Consider the following 14,716-nt stretch of genomic DNA (forward strand, 5'->3'; position numbering starts at 1 on the left):
TCACATGATCGACTCGACATCGGCCTTTCGGGCATTGCTGTGCGACGGCCGCGACGGGGACGGATGGATCCCCGTCACCGGCGGCGAGTCCGGGGCTGATGTCTTCCGCTCCGAGGACGGCACCCGATACGCCAAGTGCGTCCCCGCCGGTTCCGTGACCTCGCTGGAGGAGGAGCGGGACCGCGTCGAGTGGCTGGGCACGCAGGGCGTTCCGGGCCCGCGCGTCCTCGACTGGCGCGCCACGGCCGACGGCGCCTGCCTGGTGACGAGCGCCGTCGCGGGCGTCCCCGCCGATCGGGTCCCGGCCGCGGGGCTGCGGCCGGCCTGGGAGAAGATCGCGGACGCCGTACGCCGCCTGCACGACCTGCCCGCTCGCGGGTGCCCGTTCGCGCGGGATCTCACATGGATGTTCGCCACGGCCCGCGACGTCGTCGCGCGGGGCGCGGTCAACCCCGAGTTCCTCCCGGAAGAACAGCAGGACACGCCGGCCGGCGAACTGCTCGCCCGCCTCGAACCCCAGCTGGAGCACCGCCTCGCGCAAGAGGCCGCCGAGACGGTCGTCTGCCACGGCGACCTGTGCCTGCCCAACATCATCCTCGACCCGGAGACCCTGGACGTGGCGGGCTTCATCGACCTCGGCCGCCTCGGACGGGCCGACCCCTACGCCGACATCGCGCTCCTGCTCGCCAACGCGCGGGAGACGTGGCCCGACGAGCGGGAGGCGGGCTTGGCGGACGAGAGGTTCGCGGAGCGGTACGGCATCGTCCTCGACCGTGACCGCGAGCGGTTCTACCTCCACCTCGACCCGCTCACCTGGGGTTAGCGCCGGTGGAAATCTACAATGTAAAGGGCGTCGGCTGAGGCAAAACCCATCCAGAACAGCACAAAACCACGGGCTCCGCGACGGGTCTCAGGATTGGCCGCAGGTCGCGGGGCAGAACTTGACCTCGGGGTAGCGTGCGGACGGCTTGTCCAGGAGGGGCTGCCGTTGCGATCTCAGGTGCTGGTCGAGGAAGGCCGCCACGTACGTGCGGGTGAGCTCGGCGGCGCGCGCCGCGGGCAGGATGCCGTAGGCGGGTTTGATGCCGAGGGCGCCTGACAGGAGCGGGAGGTCGGTGAAGGACTGGTGGTCCGCGCCTGACAGCACGATCCAGCGCTTCCAGCCGGTGAGCAGTTTCCAGTCGCGGTCCCACGAGTTGTCGCGGCCGCCGGGGATGTGCTGCGGCGAACCGATGAACATGAAGGGCCGGGAGAATCCGGTTTTGGGGATCCGGGCGTAGGTGGTGCCGTCCATGTCGATCCCGGCGCGTATCCGGGGGTCCTTCACCATGGTCGCCATGGCGCCGGCTCCGCCGATGGACTGGCCGACCATGGCGATGTGGGAGCGGTCGATCCGGTCGGCGCCGTTCCAGGTCGAGGGCAGTTGGTCGAGCACGAACGAGACGTCGGCGGCCCGGCCCGCGACCACGCCGGTGCCGAAGCCGGGGTCGGCGTCGCTGTCGCAGGCGAGGCATTCGGCGACGCGCCCGTCGGCGAGGGTCGTGGCGTAGCTCTCGTAGGTGTGGTCGATGCCCGCGACGACGTAGCCGCGGCTGGCCAGGTCCTCGGCCAGGGCGGTGAGCGTGCTCATCGGTTTGGTGAAGCCGGGGGAGAACACCACCAGGGGAAGGTCGCGGCCTGTGGGTTCGGCGTCTTTGGTGGCGTTCGTTCGGGTCTTGCTCAGGGTGTCGTCCGGGACGCCCGCGATCCTGCCTCCCTTCAGGGTGAGCTCGGATTCCTTGGGGGTCATGTACGGGGCTCGCTGTCCGTCGCGCTGCTTGGTCGGGTACCACAGGGTGACCTTGAGCTGTCGGGTTTTGGCGTCGAGGTCCCAGGGGTCGGGGCGGGAGGTGTCGTTGAGGTACAGGGCGGTGGTGCCGACGGGGTGGGGGCCGGTGGGGGCGGGCAGGGTGGCCGGGCCGGTGGGTGTGGCCGAGGGGGCGGCGGAGCGGGGCGGGGTGGGTTCGGAGCAGGCGGACGCGGCGAGGACGGCCAGTCCGGCGGCGACTGCCAGGAGGTGTCTCATCGGAGAGGTCCGTTCACTTGTGCAGCAAGGTCAGGGCCTTGGCCAGGGCGGGGTCTCGCCCGGTGGCCGCGTCCTTAGGGGTGAGGGGGACGTGGTGGTCGGGGGGTACGCCGATCCGGTCGATCACCTCGTGGTCGGGCCCCAGGTGGTGTCGGGTGGGGAAGCTCAGTGCGGTGTTGTTGGCGAGGAGGTACGGCTGTGCCGGGCCGGAGATGACGCCGGCGGTTCTGGTGCCGATCAGCTGGCCGACGCGAAGGTCTTTGACGGCGGAGGTGAAGTGTTCGCAGGCCGAGGCGCAGCTGCGGTCGATGAGCACCATCAGTGGCAGGTTGACCAGTGGGACGGTGTCGTCGGTCCGCAGGGTCTCGCACCTGCCGTCGACGGTGCACAGGTGGGCGGTGGCCTTGCCGTGGGCGAACGCGCTCTCCAGCCGGATCGCCTCCTGGGGGCTGCCGCCGCCGTTGCCGCGCAGGTCCAGGACGACGCCGGTGAGGGTGCGGCCGGTGCGTAGTCTGGTGATCGCCTTGAGCACTCTGTCGGCGGAGTCGGGGGCGAATCCGCGCATCCGTACGTAGGCGATGTCGTCGTCCAGCAGTTTCGACTGGACCACTTGCAGGGTGGCCAGGTCGCGCTGGTAGAGGCCGGGTTTGAGGGTCACGTTCCAGCGGCGGCCGGTGCTCTGCCGCAGGAGCCGCAGCCGGACCGGGCGGGCCTCCGGGTATCGGGGGTAGAGGGCGGCGATGGCGGGGGTGGGCTTGCCGTCGATGAAGGGTGCCGATCCGTTGATGGATTCGATGAGGTCGCCGGGGCGCAGTCCGGCGGCCTGCGCCGCGCCGCCCTGCACGGTGGTGACGAACAGCGGGGGGAGGGCGACGCCGGGGTTGCCCTGCACCTGCGGGCCGTTGACGTTCGCCTCGAGGCCCAGGCCGTAGCCGTCGCCGTCGTGGTAGTCGGGGGGTCGTTTGGTGTCGTGGGCCCAGGCGGCGTGGTTGTCGCCGAGGGCGGCCACGAGGGCTTCGAGGGTGGCGACGGCCAGTTTGTCGCGCAGGTCGGGGACCTGGTCGGTGGTCTTGCGGTAGGCGGTTTCGAAGGCGGTCCAGTCGGCTTTCCGGTCGCCGGTCAGTGCCGGCATGGTGGCTTCGGGCAGGTCGCGTCCGTTGCGGTTGAGCTCCTGGGTCAGGGCGGCGAATGCGGTGGTCAGGAGCGAGCGGGCGTCCAGGGTGGCGCCGCTGTAGTAGTTGCCGAGGATGCAGAAGTACGCCTGCTCGATGACGTCGATGGTGGTGGCCGTCTCCGCCGCGGCCGGGCCCTGGGGGCGCGCGCAGGCCGTACCGGCTGCGGTGCTCGCCTCGCTGCGCGGTGGCGTCGGCGCCGTGCAGGCCGCGGCCAGGAGGAGGGCGAGTCCGGCCGTCATGGTCCTGATGGCGGTCATGACAGGCGCCTGCGGATCCACCAGAAGGAGAGCCAGGTGAGGCCGAGGGTGAGCAGGGCGTAGATCCCGGTTTCGATCCACTGGAAGGGCCAGAAGCGCTCAAGGGGCTGGTAGGTCGCCTTCTGCCGGTAGCCGAGCCGGTTGATCTCCGCCGGGCACGCGCCCATCCCTGCCGACGGCGAGGGTGCGCAGGGTCCCGACGTCGTCGAGATCTGGACGATCCCGATTCCGGGCTCGGGGCCGGCGGTCGGACGTCCGGACGGATCGACGAGATCGCTGGACAGGACCCAGGCGCCCGCGTGGCCGGGAACAGCCGCATTCAGGCGAACCTCCACACGTCCGCCTTGGTCACGGTTTATGCCGAAACCGTCCACGTTCGTCTCGCTGAGCTCGAAGGTCGAGGTGACCGGGGTCATCAGGTGGGGCCGGACCAGCAGCGGCATGGCGAGCTGGATCGCGGCGAAGACGGCCAGCGTGAGGGCCATGGCGGGCAGGGTGCGGCGCACCAGCATGCCCACGGTCACGCCCAGGACGAAGGCGAACGCCGCATACCCCATCGGGGCGATGCCGCGCGCGCCGAACACCAGGGGAGTCATCAAGGCCAGGTCGCCCGGGGCCGACTTGTCCAGGGGGTCGGACCACCAGGTCACCGCGAGGCCGCACAGGCAGGCGGCGGCCATGGCGACCAGGCCGGTGAGCCCGAGCTTGACCGCCAGCCAGCGGCCGCGGGTGATGGTCTGGTTCCACACCAGCAGGTGCGTGCCGGTCTCCAGCTCGCGGGTGATCAACGGTGCTCCCCAGAAGAGCCCGACGACGGCGGGCAGGAGCAGCACGATGAGGCTGACGGCCATGAAGGGCATGTCGTGCGCGCCGAAGAACCGGTCGTAGAAGCGGCCGCAGGTGTCGTCCTGGGTGCAGGCGGCGATACCGGTGGAGTAGTCCGAGGCCAGGTCCGGGCCGGTCAGGGCCAGGACGGTGGCGAGGACGACGAGCAGGGCGGCCAGCATCGCGGCCGAGCCGCGCAGCTGGCGCCAGGTCAGCCAGATCATCGCTGGACCTCCAGGGCGACGCGCCGGTTCTCGGCGGTGCGCTTGTCCATGTAGGCCAGGACGAGGTCTTCCAGGCTGAGCCGGCTGACCGTCCAGGCGGGGTCGTGGATCGGGGCGTCGGTACGAACGATGAACGTGCTCTGCCGTTCGGTGTGGCGTGCGGAGATCACCTGCTGGTCGGCGGGCAGCCGGTCGGGGTCGCGGCGCGGGCCGGTGAGGCGGTGATGGGTGGCGAGCAGCTCCTCGACCTCTCCGGCGATCTGGACGCGGGAGTCGACGAGCACGACGAGGAAGTCGCAGACGCGTTCCAGGTCGGAGACCAGGTGGGAGGAGAGTACGACGCTGAACTCGTGCTCGACGGTGGCCTCCATCAGCCCCTGCAGGAACTCGCGGCGGGCCAGCGGGTCGAGGGAGGCGACCGGCTCGTCCAGGATCAGCAGCTCGGGCCGTTTGGCCAGGCCCAGGGTGAGGGCGAGCTGGGCGCGCTGGCCGCCGGACAGTTTGCCCGCTCGGTGTCCGGGGACGAGTCCGAGTTGCGCGATGCGTTCTCGTGCCATGGTGTCGTCCCAGCGGGGGTTGAGCCGGGCTCCGAGCCGCAGGTGTTCGGCGACGGTCAGGCCCGCGTAGACGGGGGTGTCCTGGGCGACGAACCCGATCCTGGCCAGCTGGGCGGGTGTGGCCGCTGGTCGGCCGCCGAGCACGGTGATGCCGCCCGCCGAGGGTTGGAGCTGGCCGCTGGCGAGCTTCAGGAGCGTGGTCTTGCCGGCTCCGTTGGGGCCCACGAGCCCGACGACGTGGCCCGCCGGGATGTCGATGGTGCACTCGCGCAGCGCCCAGCGTCTGCCGTATTTCTTGCCCAGTGCCTGGGCCTGCAGGACGGCGGTCACGCTATGTCCTCCTGAGCGAAGGTCCGAAAGGTGGTCATGAAGAGGGCCTCGATGCTTTCGTCGTCGAGGCCGGCTCGGCGGGCCTTGGCGAGCCAGCGCTGCAGTTCCATCCGCAGCGGGCCGTGCGCGGCCAGGGAGGTGTCGGTGAGCGTCGCCGTCACGAACGTCCCCACCCCTGGCCGGGCGGCCACCAGGCCCTCGTGCTCGAGTTCGCGGTAGGCCTTGAGGACGGTGTTGGCGTTGATCGCCAGTTGTGCCACGACCTCCTTGACGGTCGGCAGCTGGTCGCCTTCGCGTAGGAGGCCGAGCCGCAGCGCGTGCCGTACTTGCTGGACCATCTGCAGGTACGGCGAGACACCCGACCTGCCGTCCAGATGGAACTCGATCACCGATTTCTCCATTTATCTAGCTTGCTAGCACTTTAGGACTCTAGATGTTAAAGGATCATAAGGATCGGTGTCGTCGGCCCAGTCAGCAGGCGTATCAGCGCGCTCATGATCTCGCTCGTCGTCGCAGGCGGCCTCGCGGGCAACGTCCCGCCCGCGCAGGCCGTCACCGGCTACGACGGTGGTGGGCTCCAGTGCCGCGGGGAAGGGGTCGATCCCGCAGCCAAGATCCGCTACCGGACCGAGACCTTGATCAAGGCGCCCCTGCGCACCATCTGGGAACTCCAGACCGACGTGGAAGGCTGGCCCACCTGGCAGAAGCCCGTGACCAGCATGAAGCGCCTGGACTCCGGCCCGCTCCGCGAGAACTCGCGGTTCCGGTGGACCACGCCGGTGCCCGCGACCCCCGTCAGCCCGCCGACCACGCTGGTCATCACCTCCACCGTGCGGCAACTGCAGCACCACAAGTGCATCCGCTGGACCGGCCCGGCGATCGGCGAAGGGCTGCGCATCGACCGGGGTGTCCATGTGTGGACCTTCACGCAGGTCAAGGGCGGGGTCCTCGTACGGACCGAGGAGACCCATGCCGGGGACCAGATCGAGACCGACGTCCCCCTGGCCACCGACTTCCTCGGAAAGGGTCTCGAGGCCTGGCTGCACGCCCTGAAGGCCACCGCCGAAGCCCGCACCGGCGGCTGGTGATCGGCGGCTACGCGCAGGCGTGCCAGAAGAAGTAGCCCGTGGTGGCGTTGCCCTCAATGGGCTTCAGGTAGTCGCAACCGCGGACCTCGTAGTACCTGTGCTGATTGAGGCATCGACCCGTCCCGGGGCTACCGTGCCGTCGCCTGCCCGTGCAGGAGGTCGAGGGTGAGGGGCGGCACCGGCGGCAGGGGCTCGGCGTGCTGGGCGCGGAAGGACTGCAGCAGGTACGCCACCAGCCGCCGCGACCCCGCCGCCGCGACCTCGTTCGTCCCGGTGGCGACGCCGCAGTTGGCCTTGAGCAGCAGCGTCAGGTCGGCCGGGTCGAAGTCGGCCCGCAGCCGCCCGGCGGCCTTGGCCCGCCGTACCACCTCGGCGAGGCCCTGCTCGGCCCGCACCCGCGTGCGCTCGTAGTCGATCGCGTCGGGGAACGCCGTCAGGAACGCCTCGGTGAACCCCCGGTCGGCGACCTGCATCGCGCACACCGTCTCGATCATCGAGCAGAACCCCCGCCACGGGTCCGGATCGGCCAGCGCCTCGTCCACGACCGACGCGCACGTGGTCAGCTCGTCGCCGAACACCTCCGTGATCAGCGACTCCCGTGAGGGGAAGCGCCGGTAGAGCGTGGCCACGCCGACCCCGGCGCGCCGCGCGATGGCCGCCATGGGCACGTCGAGCCCGCGCGTGGCGTACGCCTCCCGCGCGGCCTCGAGGATGCGTACGCGGTTGTGCCGCGCGTCGGCCCGCAGCGCCGGCGCGGGCTCCATCTGAGAGGGATGACCAGGCATGTTTCTCACATTAGCGTAAGTGGACGGTCCCATCCGTTTAGCCCGATAGCGTCGCTCACGTGGAGATGAATGCGACTGAGATGCGCGCGGCCCTGTTCGACTGGTACGGGCCGCCGGAGGTGCTGTATGTGGGCACGGTGCCCAAGCCGGTCCCCGGACCCGGTGAGGTGCTGGTGCGCGTGCACGCCATCAGCGTGAACGGCGGCGAGCTGCACGGCCGGGCGGGCAAGTTGCGGCTCGTGACGGGGCTGACGCGGCGGGGGTTCCCGAAACGCATGGGGCTCGACTTCACCGGCGAGGTCGTCGCCCTGGGCCCGGACCCGGCCGAACCCGGCCCCCGGGTGGGCGATCGGGTGTGGGGCGTGCTGGGCCGCACGTTCGGCAGTGCCGCCGAATACCTGATCGTCCGGCCCCGTCAGCTGTCCCTCGTCCCGGCGGGCCTGGACCTGGTGGAGGCCGTGGCGCTCCCGGTGGGGACGACGGCGATCACGGCGCTGCGCGACAAGGCGGCGCTGCGGCCGGGCGAGCGCCTGCTCGTACGCGGCGGCAGCGGCGGCGTGGGCGTCGTGGCGGTGCAACTCGGCAGGGCACTCGGCGCCCACGTCACCGCCCTGGCCGGGGCGCGCAACCTCGACCTCGTCCGTGACCTGGGGGCCCACGAGGTCTACGACTACGCCACCACGCGGCCCGCTGATCTGCCGCGGTTCGACGTGGTTCTGGACACCGTGGGCACCGAGCACCCCGCCTACCGGCGCCTGCTGACCCCGTCGGGTCGCATGGTGGCGATCGCCTTCGACGTCAACCGGGCCGCCTCGACGCTGTCGTACCTCGCCGCCTCCACCGTGTACGGCCGGCGGCGCGTGCGCTTCTTCAGCGGTCAGCCCACCCACCGCCTTTTCGCCGATCTGGCCCGGTACGTGGAGAGCGGCGCCATCCGCCCGGTCGTGGACACCGTGTTCCCGCTGGAGGAGATTGCCAAGGCGCACCGGGCCCTGGAGGCGGGCGGCGTGCGCGGCAAGATCATCGTCCGCGTCGTCTGAGACCTGGCGTCGCCCAGGGGCGGATGGTCAGGGCCGGATGAGGACCTTCAGCGCGGTCCTGCCGTCCATGGCGCGGTATCCGTCGGGCACCTCGTCCAGCGTGACCGTGCGGTCGAACACCCGGCCCGGCTCGACGGTGCCGTCCAGCACGCCGGGCAGCAGGTCCTCGATGTAGGCGCGCACCGGGGCGGGTCCGCCGGTCAGGGTGATGTTGGGGCCGAACAGGCTGCCGAACCCGACCGGGGCGTCCTCGTACTGCGGAACGCCGACGCGGCTGATCACCCCGCCGGGGCGGACGATGCCGACCGCCGTCTCGTAGGCGTTCATGTAGCCGACGGCCTCCAGCACCGCGTGCACGCCCTGGCCGCGGGTCAGCTCGCGTACCTTCTCGATGCCTTCGGCGCCGCGCTCGGGCACGACGTCGGTGGCGCCGAAGTCGATGCCGAGCTTGGTCCGGTCGTCGTGGCGGCCCATCAGGATGATTCGCTCGGCGCCCAGCTGCCTGGCCGACAGCACCGCCAGCAGGCCGACCGCGCCGTCGCCGATGACGGCCACCGTGGTACGCGGGCTGACCTGGGCCTGCTTGGCGGCGTGGTAGCCGGTGCCGTACACGTCGGCCAGGGTCAGCAGCGACGGCAGCAGCTCGGAGTCCTCGCCGACGGGCAGCTTGACAAGGGTGCCGGCGGCCTGCGGGACGCGGATCGCCTCGGCCTGGCCGCCGCCGACGTCGCCGGAGGCCCAGAAGCCGCCGTTGGGGCAGGAGGTGTGCAGGCCCTCGCGGCACAGGGCGCAGGTGTTGTCGGAGTAGGCGAACGGCGCCACGACCAGGTCACCGCGCTTGAGCCCGGACACCTGCGGGCCGAGGTCCTCGATCACGCCGAGGAACTCGTGCCCCATCGGCGTGCCCTGCTCCGAGGCCGGCAGGTTGTGGTACGGGTGCAGGTCGCTACCGCAGACGCACGAGCGCAGGATGCGGACGATCGCGTCGGTGGGCTCGCGCAGGACCGGGTCGGGCGCGTGCTCCACGCGCACGTCGCCGGCACCGTACATGAAAGTAGCTCGCATCAAAGGTTTTCCGTCTCTTGTCTTCGTCGTCGGGCGTGCGGCGGGGCGGCTCCGGGGCCACGGGCCGCGGCCACCCCCGCCGCCGCGTCGAATGCCAAGGTTTCCCCTGGTCAAGCTCCATAGAACAGGCTCACCCGGGCATGTGGCAGGGCCTGCCGTTACAGGTAATGGCAGAGCCCCCCATGAGGTCGGCGCTGGTCAGCGCTGGTCGGCGGCCGTCGGCTGCGCCTCGGCGAGGTCCTGGGTGGCGGCCCAGCTGGCGAGCATCCTGAGGCCGTCGGCGCCGGGGCTGCCGGGGGCGGCGGTGTAGACGTTGAGGGTCAGGCCCGGCTCCGACGGCAGCTCCATCGATTCGAAGTCCAGGTCGAGCCGGCCGACCACCGGGTGACGCAGCCGCTTGCGGCCGCTGCGGTGGAACTGCACGTCGTGGGAGGCCCAGCGCTCCCGGAAGACCTCGCTCCGCGTCGACAGCTCGCCGACCAGCTCGATCAGCGCCCGGTCGTGCGGGGCGCGGCCCGCCTCCAGCCGGAGCATGGCGGCGGCGTCGTTGGCGATCCGGTCCCAGTCGACGAAGAACTCCCGCGCGGCCGGATCCAGGTAGAGGAAGCGGGTGGTGTTCGCCGGGCGGCGCGGGTCGGCCAGGACGGGGGAGTACAGGGCGCGGGCCAGGCGGTTCATGGCGACGATGTCGTGGCGGCCGTTGCGTATCCAGGCCGGCGCGTCCGTGATGGCGTCGAGCACCTGCTGGATGGCGGGCCGTACCGTGGCCGGCGGCGTGCGCCGCTGCCGCTGGCCCGGCCCGGCCGCCCGGGCCAGCGCGAACAGGTGCTCCCGCTCGGCCTCGTCCAGTTGCAGGGCGCGGGCCAGGGCGTCCAGCACGCTGTCGGAGGCGCCGGACAGGTTGCCGCGCTCCATGCGGACGTAATAGTCGATGGAGACGCCGGCGAGCATCGCAACCTCCTCCCGCCGCAGTCCCTGGACGCGGCGGTTGCCGCCGTAGGCGGGCAGTCCCGCTTGCTCGGGCGTGATGCGGGCGCGCCGCGTGCTGAGGAACTCGCGGACTTCGGCGCGGTGCTCGATCTGGCCCATAACCCCAGGGTAGGCAAGGTGACGGGTGTGAAGGAGGTAACGCCAGTACCCCGAACGACGGTCACTCCCTCGGCCGCCCGGATCCCCGTTGACCGGCGGCATCCGACCCGCACAAGAGCATGCGATCCATCCGCGCCGAAGGCGCCGCAGAACAATCTTCTGCGGCACGCCCGACCGCGGTCCGGCCCGGCAGCGGTCACCGCTCACGTGAGCGCCGCGCTGACCGGCTCGGCCGTCCTGCCGGCGGTGGCGTTCCTCGTCGTCGTGCTGGTCATCGTCCCGGCCGGGCGGCGGGGGGTCAGCCGAACTGCCAGCCGAGCAGGTTCCAGTGCAGGCAGAACCAGACGAGGGCCAGCATTCCGGCCAGCAGGGTCACCTGGTGAGCGCGGGCCAGGACGCCGAGGTGCCGGTGTCTCCAGCCGATCACGGTGGTGGTGATCGCGGCGATGGTGAGGGCCAGGAACAGCGGGGGAAGGAGCAGCAGAACCCGCAGGGAGGCCGGCACGCCGTACAGGATGCTCGTGTCCCCGATCAGCGTCAGCGTGAACAGGACGACGAACACCAGCCCGACGGCGCCGCCCAGGCCCGCGAGCAGGCGACCGGCACGCCAGGCGCGCGGCGTCTCAGAGGGACGTCCGCGCAGCCGCCGGACCGCGGCGGCCAACGGCAGGCCGAGCACGGCCGTCAGGGCGGTGACGGCGAACGACAGGACGACGATGACGTTGGCCGGAGGGGTCTCCCACCAGGGGATGAGCTCGTAGGCGGGCCCGTCGGTGGCCGCGTAGGTGACGCCGGCGCCGTCCGTGACGAACGCCAGCCGCTGGGAGCCGCCGTCCTGCTGGTAGAGCCCCGCAGCCAGCGGGCTCCACGTCATGCCCTTGAAGGCGAGCTTCCCGCCGGCCTCGACCCGCAGCCGGGAGGAGGTGGTGAGGGTGAGCACCTTCTCGATGGTCGACTCGACCGTGCGGGCCGGTCTGTAGAAGCCCGCCACGGGCGTGGCCGACTTGAAGGGAGGAGCTGAGGGCGCGGCGCGCTCGCCGGGCAGGAAGCGGTCGAAGAAGGCGGGCAGGAACTCGGTGACGGCGTCGATGCCGCCCACGCTGTTGGTGGAGACGAACAGGCCGATGTCGGCGTCGGGCACCAGCAGCAGCGCGCTCTGGAAGCCTTCCCAGCTGCCGTCGTGCATGATCACGCGATGCCCGTTGAGGGTCTGCTCCTTGAACCCGTGGGCGTACCCGTCGATGCGGGGGTCGGCGGCGAAGGACCGCCGGTGCATGAGACGGGCGGTGGGCTCGTCGAGGAGGGTCCCGTCCTCCAGATGGGCGATCATGAAGCGGGCCATGTCGTCCGCGGTGGCGCTGATCGATCCGTCGGGCGCGAGGTTGTCGAAGACGAAGGGCTTGCGCTGGTACGTCCCGTCCTCGTAGTCGTAGCTGCGTGCCTGGCCGGCGGCCAAGGGGGCGGGGACCGGCTCGGAGGCCGTGCTGTGCCGCATGCCGAGCGGGTCGAGGATGTGGTCCTTCACGTACTGGTCGTAGGGCTGCCCGCTCACCTGCGCCACGATGTACCCGGCCAGCGCCGCGCCGTAGTTCGAGTAGGCCGACACCTGCCCGGGCGGGCGCACCCGCGCCGGCACGTGCTCGGCGAGATACGTGCCCAGGGGCGGCACATCGGCCTTGCTGCGCGCGCCCACGCCGATGGTGCTGTCCTCGAACCCGGCGGTGTGGTCCATCAGGTGCGCGAGCGTGATCGGCTGCGGGTACGTCGCGGGGATGCGGAAGGTGGTGAGGTAGCGGTTCACGTCCGCGTGCAGGTCCAGTCTGCCCCGCTGCACCTGTTGCATCACCGCGGTCCAGGTGAACAGCTTGGTGATCGAGGCGATCCGCACCAAGGAGGTGCCGGGGTCGAACGGCGTCCCGTTCTCGCGGTCGGCCAGGCCGTACCCCTTGCTGAAGAGGATCTTCCCGCCGCCCACCACCGAGACCACCGCGCCCGGCACATGGTTGGCCCGCAGTCCTTTGGCCATCGCGGCGTCGAAGAAGTCCGCCAGCTCACGGGTGTCCGGAATGCGCGCCGAGGCCGCCGCCGTGGCGGGGGGCCAGAGGGCCGCCAGCGACAGGGCGGCGACGATCAGCAGGCGGAGGAGGGGGACTGGGCGCACGGCGTGACTCCTGACGTTGTCGAGGTCATCAACGCTGGCGCCTGCGCGGGCCCGGCCGCATCGCCATCACGGCCATCGCCGCATCACACTAAAGTCGGAGATCTCCGGACGGCCGGCATCGACGGTCGTAGGAGGTGACGCGCCGCCGCCCTGGCTACGCTGGGCCGATGGTGACGTACCGGGAGGTGCTGCGGCGGGTCCGCGCGCCGGGCCCGCGCGCGATCAGCGTGGTCTCCGTGACGGTCTGCCTGTTCCTGACGGTCCTGGCGGTCAAGACGCCGTGGGCGCCGCTGCCGCGCGTGGTCATCGCCGCCGCCGGGCTGGTCGCCACGGGTGCGCTGTGGTTCCGCGATCGGTGGCCGACCGCGGTCGCCGCCGTCGGGGCGGGCGCGTACGCGCTGTCGGGCAACCCCGGGCCGCTGCTGATCGGCCTGTTCTCCGGCGCGGGAGCGCGGCTGGGCGCGCGGTTCGCGGCGCTGGCGGTGATCGGCGTGGCGGGGTTCGTGGCGCAGCAGTGGGTCGACGAGGGCAGGCTCGGCACGGACGCGCTGGTCCCCGCGCTGGCCGCCACCGCCGCCGTACTGGTGACGGGCGGGTACGTCGCCACCCGCCGCGAGCTCACCCGATCACTGCGCGAACGCGCGGAGCGCGCCGAGGCCGAACGGCACCTGCGCGACGAACAGGCCAGGGCCGCCGAACGCGGCCGGATCGCCCGGGAGATGCACGACGTGCTCGCGCACAAGGTCACCCTCATCTCGCTGCACGCCGGCGGCCTGGAGGTCAACCCCGGCGCGGCACCGGCACGGATCGAACGGGAGGCGGCGCTGATCCGGGGCACCGCGCAGGAGGCCCTCGAAGAGCTGCGGAAGATCGTGGGCGTGCTGCGGGCCGGACATGACGACATATTTCCCGACCTGCGGCGACTGGTGGAGTCCTGGGCGGCGGTCGGCAACACCGTCACCCTGCATGGCGACCTCGACACGCTGCCGGTGGCCACGGCCCGGGCCGCCTACCGGCTCGTGCAGGAAGGCCTGACCAACGCGCACAAACACGCCTTCGGAGCACCCGTCACCGTCTCGGTGACCGGGAGCCCGCAGGACGGCATCACCATCACGGTCACCAACGAGCGCTCGCTCCACCCCGCCGCCCGCCCCTCCGGCGCCGGGGCCGGTCTCGTGGGCCTGGCAGAACGTTTCCGGCTGATCGGCGGAACGGTACGCGGCGCGCCCGACGATGCGGGAGGCTGGCGTCTCGAGGGCCGGTTGCCGGGGGACACATATGATCAAAACGCTGCTGGTGGATGACGAGTCGCTGATCCGCGCCGGGCTGCGGTTCATCCTCGAATCCGCACCTGACGTGGAGATCGTGGGGGAGGCCGCGGACGGGGACGAGGCGGTCGACGCCGTTCACCGCCTGGGGCCGGACGTCATCCTGATGGACATCAGGATGCCGCGGACCGACGGCCTGGCCGCCACCCAGGCCATCCGCCGGCTCGTCCGTCCGCCCGCGGTCGTGATCCTGACCACGTTCGACAGCGACGAGCACGTCTTCACCGCCCTGGAGGCCGGGGCCTGCGGATTCCTCCTCAAGGACACCTCGCCCCACGACCTGATCCGTGCCGTACGCCTGGCGCACGGCGGTGACGCGATGCTGTCCCCGCAGGTGACGCGGCGGCTGATCCACCGGGTCACCAACGACGCGCCCGTCCGGCGCCGCCGGGACGCGCTCGCCCGGCTGGAGACCCTCACCGGCCGCGAGCGCGAGGTGCTCACCGAGGTGGGGCTCGGCCGCTCCAACGCCGAGATCGCGGCCGGTCTGCACATGAGCGAGGCAACGGTCAAAAGCCACATCTCCCACCTGTTCGACAAGCTCGCCGTCACCAACCGGGTCCAGGTGGCCATCGCCGCCTACCGCGCCGGCCTGGTGGACTGAGCGTCTCCGCACGCGTCGACGGGCGGCACCGGCACCTGGTGAACGCGCGGCACGGCCAAGGGCGACATCGCGTTCACCGGTTACTGACGGCGCCGACCCCGGCTGGCACGCGAGCCCGCGGGC

14 protein-coding genes are annotated in these 14,716 nt (G+C 71.6%); 5 read left to right on the plus strand and 9 right to left on the minus strand.

All coding sequences use genetic code 11. The features are described 5' to 3' along the window. Positions 1-4 precede the first annotated feature (4 nt). Positions 5-823 carry an APH(3'') family aminoglycoside O-phosphotransferase gene (locus ACIHFD_RS17690; protein ID WP_397367794.1) on the plus strand — a complete coding sequence of 273 codons (819 nt, stop codon included), beginning with the start codon at positions 5-7 and terminating at the stop codon, positions 821-823. Between the two features lie 87 nt (positions 824-910). Here the strand turns inward: ACIHFD_RS17690 and ACIHFD_RS17695 are convergent, their stop codons facing one another. The 5 genes from ACIHFD_RS17695 to ACIHFD_RS17715 are packed head-to-tail and all read right to left on the minus strand — an operon-like array spanning position 911 to position 5,822. Then, on the minus strand, positions 911-2,065 hold the full coding sequence (locus ACIHFD_RS17695) for an alpha/beta hydrolase family protein (protein ID WP_397367795.1): 1,155 nt from the start codon (positions 2,063-2,065) through the stop codon (positions 911-913). Positions 2,066-2,078: 13 nt separating this feature from the next. Next, positions 2,079-3,497 carry a S41 family peptidase gene (locus ACIHFD_RS17700; RefSeq protein ID WP_397367796.1) on the minus strand — a complete coding sequence of 473 codons (1,419 nt, stop codon included), beginning with the start codon at positions 3,495-3,497 and terminating at the stop codon, positions 2,079-2,081. Continuing rightward, a complete protein-coding gene (locus ACIHFD_RS17705; protein WP_397367797.1) occupies positions 3,494-4,546 on the minus strand; it encodes an ABC transporter permease in 1,053 nt (350 codons plus the stop codon). The genes ACIHFD_RS17700 and ACIHFD_RS17705 overlap by 4 nt, the downstream gene beginning before the upstream one ends. Next, on the minus strand, positions 4,543-5,433 hold the full coding sequence (locus tag ACIHFD_RS17710; RefSeq protein ID WP_397367798.1) for an ABC transporter ATP-binding protein: 891 nt from the start codon (positions 5,431-5,433) through the stop codon (positions 4,543-4,545). The genes ACIHFD_RS17705 and ACIHFD_RS17710 overlap by 4 nt, the downstream gene beginning before the upstream one ends. Then, positions 5,430-5,822: a GntR family transcriptional regulator gene (locus ACIHFD_RS17715; protein ID WP_357754576.1), complete on the minus strand. Its 393-nt coding sequence runs from the start codon at positions 5,820-5,822 to the stop codon at positions 5,430-5,432. The genes ACIHFD_RS17710 and ACIHFD_RS17715 overlap by 4 nt, the downstream gene beginning before the upstream one ends. A gap of 105 nt (positions 5,823-5,927) precedes the next feature. Here ACIHFD_RS17715 and ACIHFD_RS17720 point away from each other — a divergent pair, with 105 nt between their 5' ends. Next, positions 5,928-6,521, plus strand: coding sequence for an SRPBCC family protein (locus tag ACIHFD_RS17720; protein WP_397367799.1), 594 nt, complete (start codon positions 5,928-5,930; stop codon positions 6,519-6,521). A gap of 128 nt (positions 6,522-6,649) precedes the next feature. Here ACIHFD_RS17720 and ACIHFD_RS17725 read toward each other — a convergent pair whose 3' ends face one another. Beyond that, positions 6,650-7,306, minus strand: a complete 657-nt coding sequence (locus ACIHFD_RS17725; protein WP_397367800.1) for a TetR/AcrR family transcriptional regulator — start codon at positions 7,304-7,306, stop codon at positions 6,650-6,652. A gap of 65 nt (positions 7,307-7,371) precedes the next feature. Here ACIHFD_RS17725 and ACIHFD_RS17730 point away from each other — a divergent pair, with 65 nt between their 5' ends. Continuing rightward, positions 7,372-8,346 (plus strand): NAD(P)-dependent alcohol dehydrogenase, encoded by a 975-nt coding sequence (locus tag ACIHFD_RS17730; RefSeq protein WP_397367801.1) that lies wholly within the window; start codon positions 7,372-7,374, stop codon positions 8,344-8,346. 27 nt (positions 8,347-8,373) lie between these two features. On the opposite strand, the gene ACIHFD_RS17735 is transcribed toward ACIHFD_RS17730, so the two are convergent. The 3 genes from ACIHFD_RS17735 to ACIHFD_RS17745 form a co-directional block, all read right to left on the minus strand. Beyond that, a complete protein-coding gene (locus ACIHFD_RS17735) occupies positions 8,374-9,411 on the minus strand; it encodes a zinc-dependent alcohol dehydrogenase family protein (protein ID WP_397367802.1) in 1,038 nt (345 codons plus the stop codon). A gap of 198 nt (positions 9,412-9,609) precedes the next feature. Continuing rightward, positions 9,610-10,491: a helix-turn-helix transcriptional regulator gene (locus ACIHFD_RS17740; RefSeq protein WP_397367920.1), complete on the minus strand. Its 882-nt coding sequence runs from the start codon at positions 10,489-10,491 to the stop codon at positions 9,610-9,612. Positions 10,492-10,798: 307 nt separating this feature from the next. Further along, positions 10,799-12,661, minus strand: coding sequence for a serine hydrolase domain-containing protein (locus ACIHFD_RS17745; RefSeq protein WP_397367803.1), 1,863 nt, complete (start codon positions 12,659-12,661; stop codon positions 10,799-10,801). Positions 12,662-12,828: 167 nt separating this feature from the next. On the opposite strand from ACIHFD_RS17745, the gene ACIHFD_RS17750 reads away from it, so the two are divergent. Both ACIHFD_RS17750 and ACIHFD_RS17755 read left to right on the plus strand, forming a co-directional pair. Then, positions 12,829-13,965, plus strand: coding sequence for a sensor histidine kinase (locus ACIHFD_RS17750; protein ID WP_397367804.1), 1,137 nt, complete (start codon positions 12,829-12,831; stop codon positions 13,963-13,965). Further along, positions 13,940-14,593, plus strand: coding sequence for a response regulator (locus ACIHFD_RS17755; protein WP_397367805.1), 654 nt, complete (start codon positions 13,940-13,942; stop codon positions 14,591-14,593). The genes ACIHFD_RS17750 and ACIHFD_RS17755 overlap by 26 nt, the downstream gene beginning before the upstream one ends. Positions 14,594-14,716: the final 123 nt, after the last annotated feature.

The sequence above is a fragment of the Nonomuraea sp. NPDC051941 genome (genome assembly GCF_044593615.1).

Excerpts from the sequence above, each read along its gene's own strand:
- ACIHFD_RS17690 (WP_397367794.1), top strand. The coding sequence starts at position 5 with ATGATCGACTCGACATCGGCCTTTCGGGCATTGCTGTGCGACGGCCGC.
- ACIHFD_RS17725 (WP_397367800.1), bottom strand. The coding sequence starts at position 7,306 with ATGCCTGGTCATCCCTCTCAGATGGAGCCCGCGCCGGCGCTGCGGGCC.
- ACIHFD_RS17755 (WP_397367805.1), top strand. The coding sequence starts at position 13,940 with ATGATCAAAACGCTGCTGGTGGATGACGAGTCGCTGATCCGCGCCGGG.
- ACIHFD_RS17750 (WP_397367804.1), top strand. The coding sequence starts at position 12,829 with ATGGTGACGTACCGGGAGGTGCTGCGGCGGGTCCGCGCGCCGGGCCCG.
- ACIHFD_RS17695 (WP_397367795.1), bottom strand. The coding sequence starts at position 2,065 with ATGAGACACCTCCTGGCAGTCGCCGCCGGACTGGCCGTCCTCGCCGCG.
- ACIHFD_RS17735 (WP_397367802.1), bottom strand. The coding sequence starts at position 9,411 with ATGCGAGCTACTTTCATGTACGGTGCCGGCGACGTGCGCGTGGAGCAC.
- ACIHFD_RS17700 (WP_397367796.1), bottom strand. The coding sequence starts at position 3,497 with ATGACCGCCATCAGGACCATGACGGCCGGACTCGCCCTCCTCCTGGCC.
- ACIHFD_RS17720 (WP_397367799.1), top strand. The coding sequence starts at position 5,928 with ATGATCTCGCTCGTCGTCGCAGGCGGCCTCGCGGGCAACGTCCCGCCC.
- ACIHFD_RS17705 (WP_397367797.1), bottom strand. The coding sequence starts at position 4,546 with ATGATCTGGCTGACCTGGCGCCAGCTGCGCGGCTCGGCCGCGATGCTG.
- ACIHFD_RS17730 (WP_397367801.1), top strand. The coding sequence starts at position 7,372 with ATGAATGCGACTGAGATGCGCGCGGCCCTGTTCGACTGGTACGGGCCG.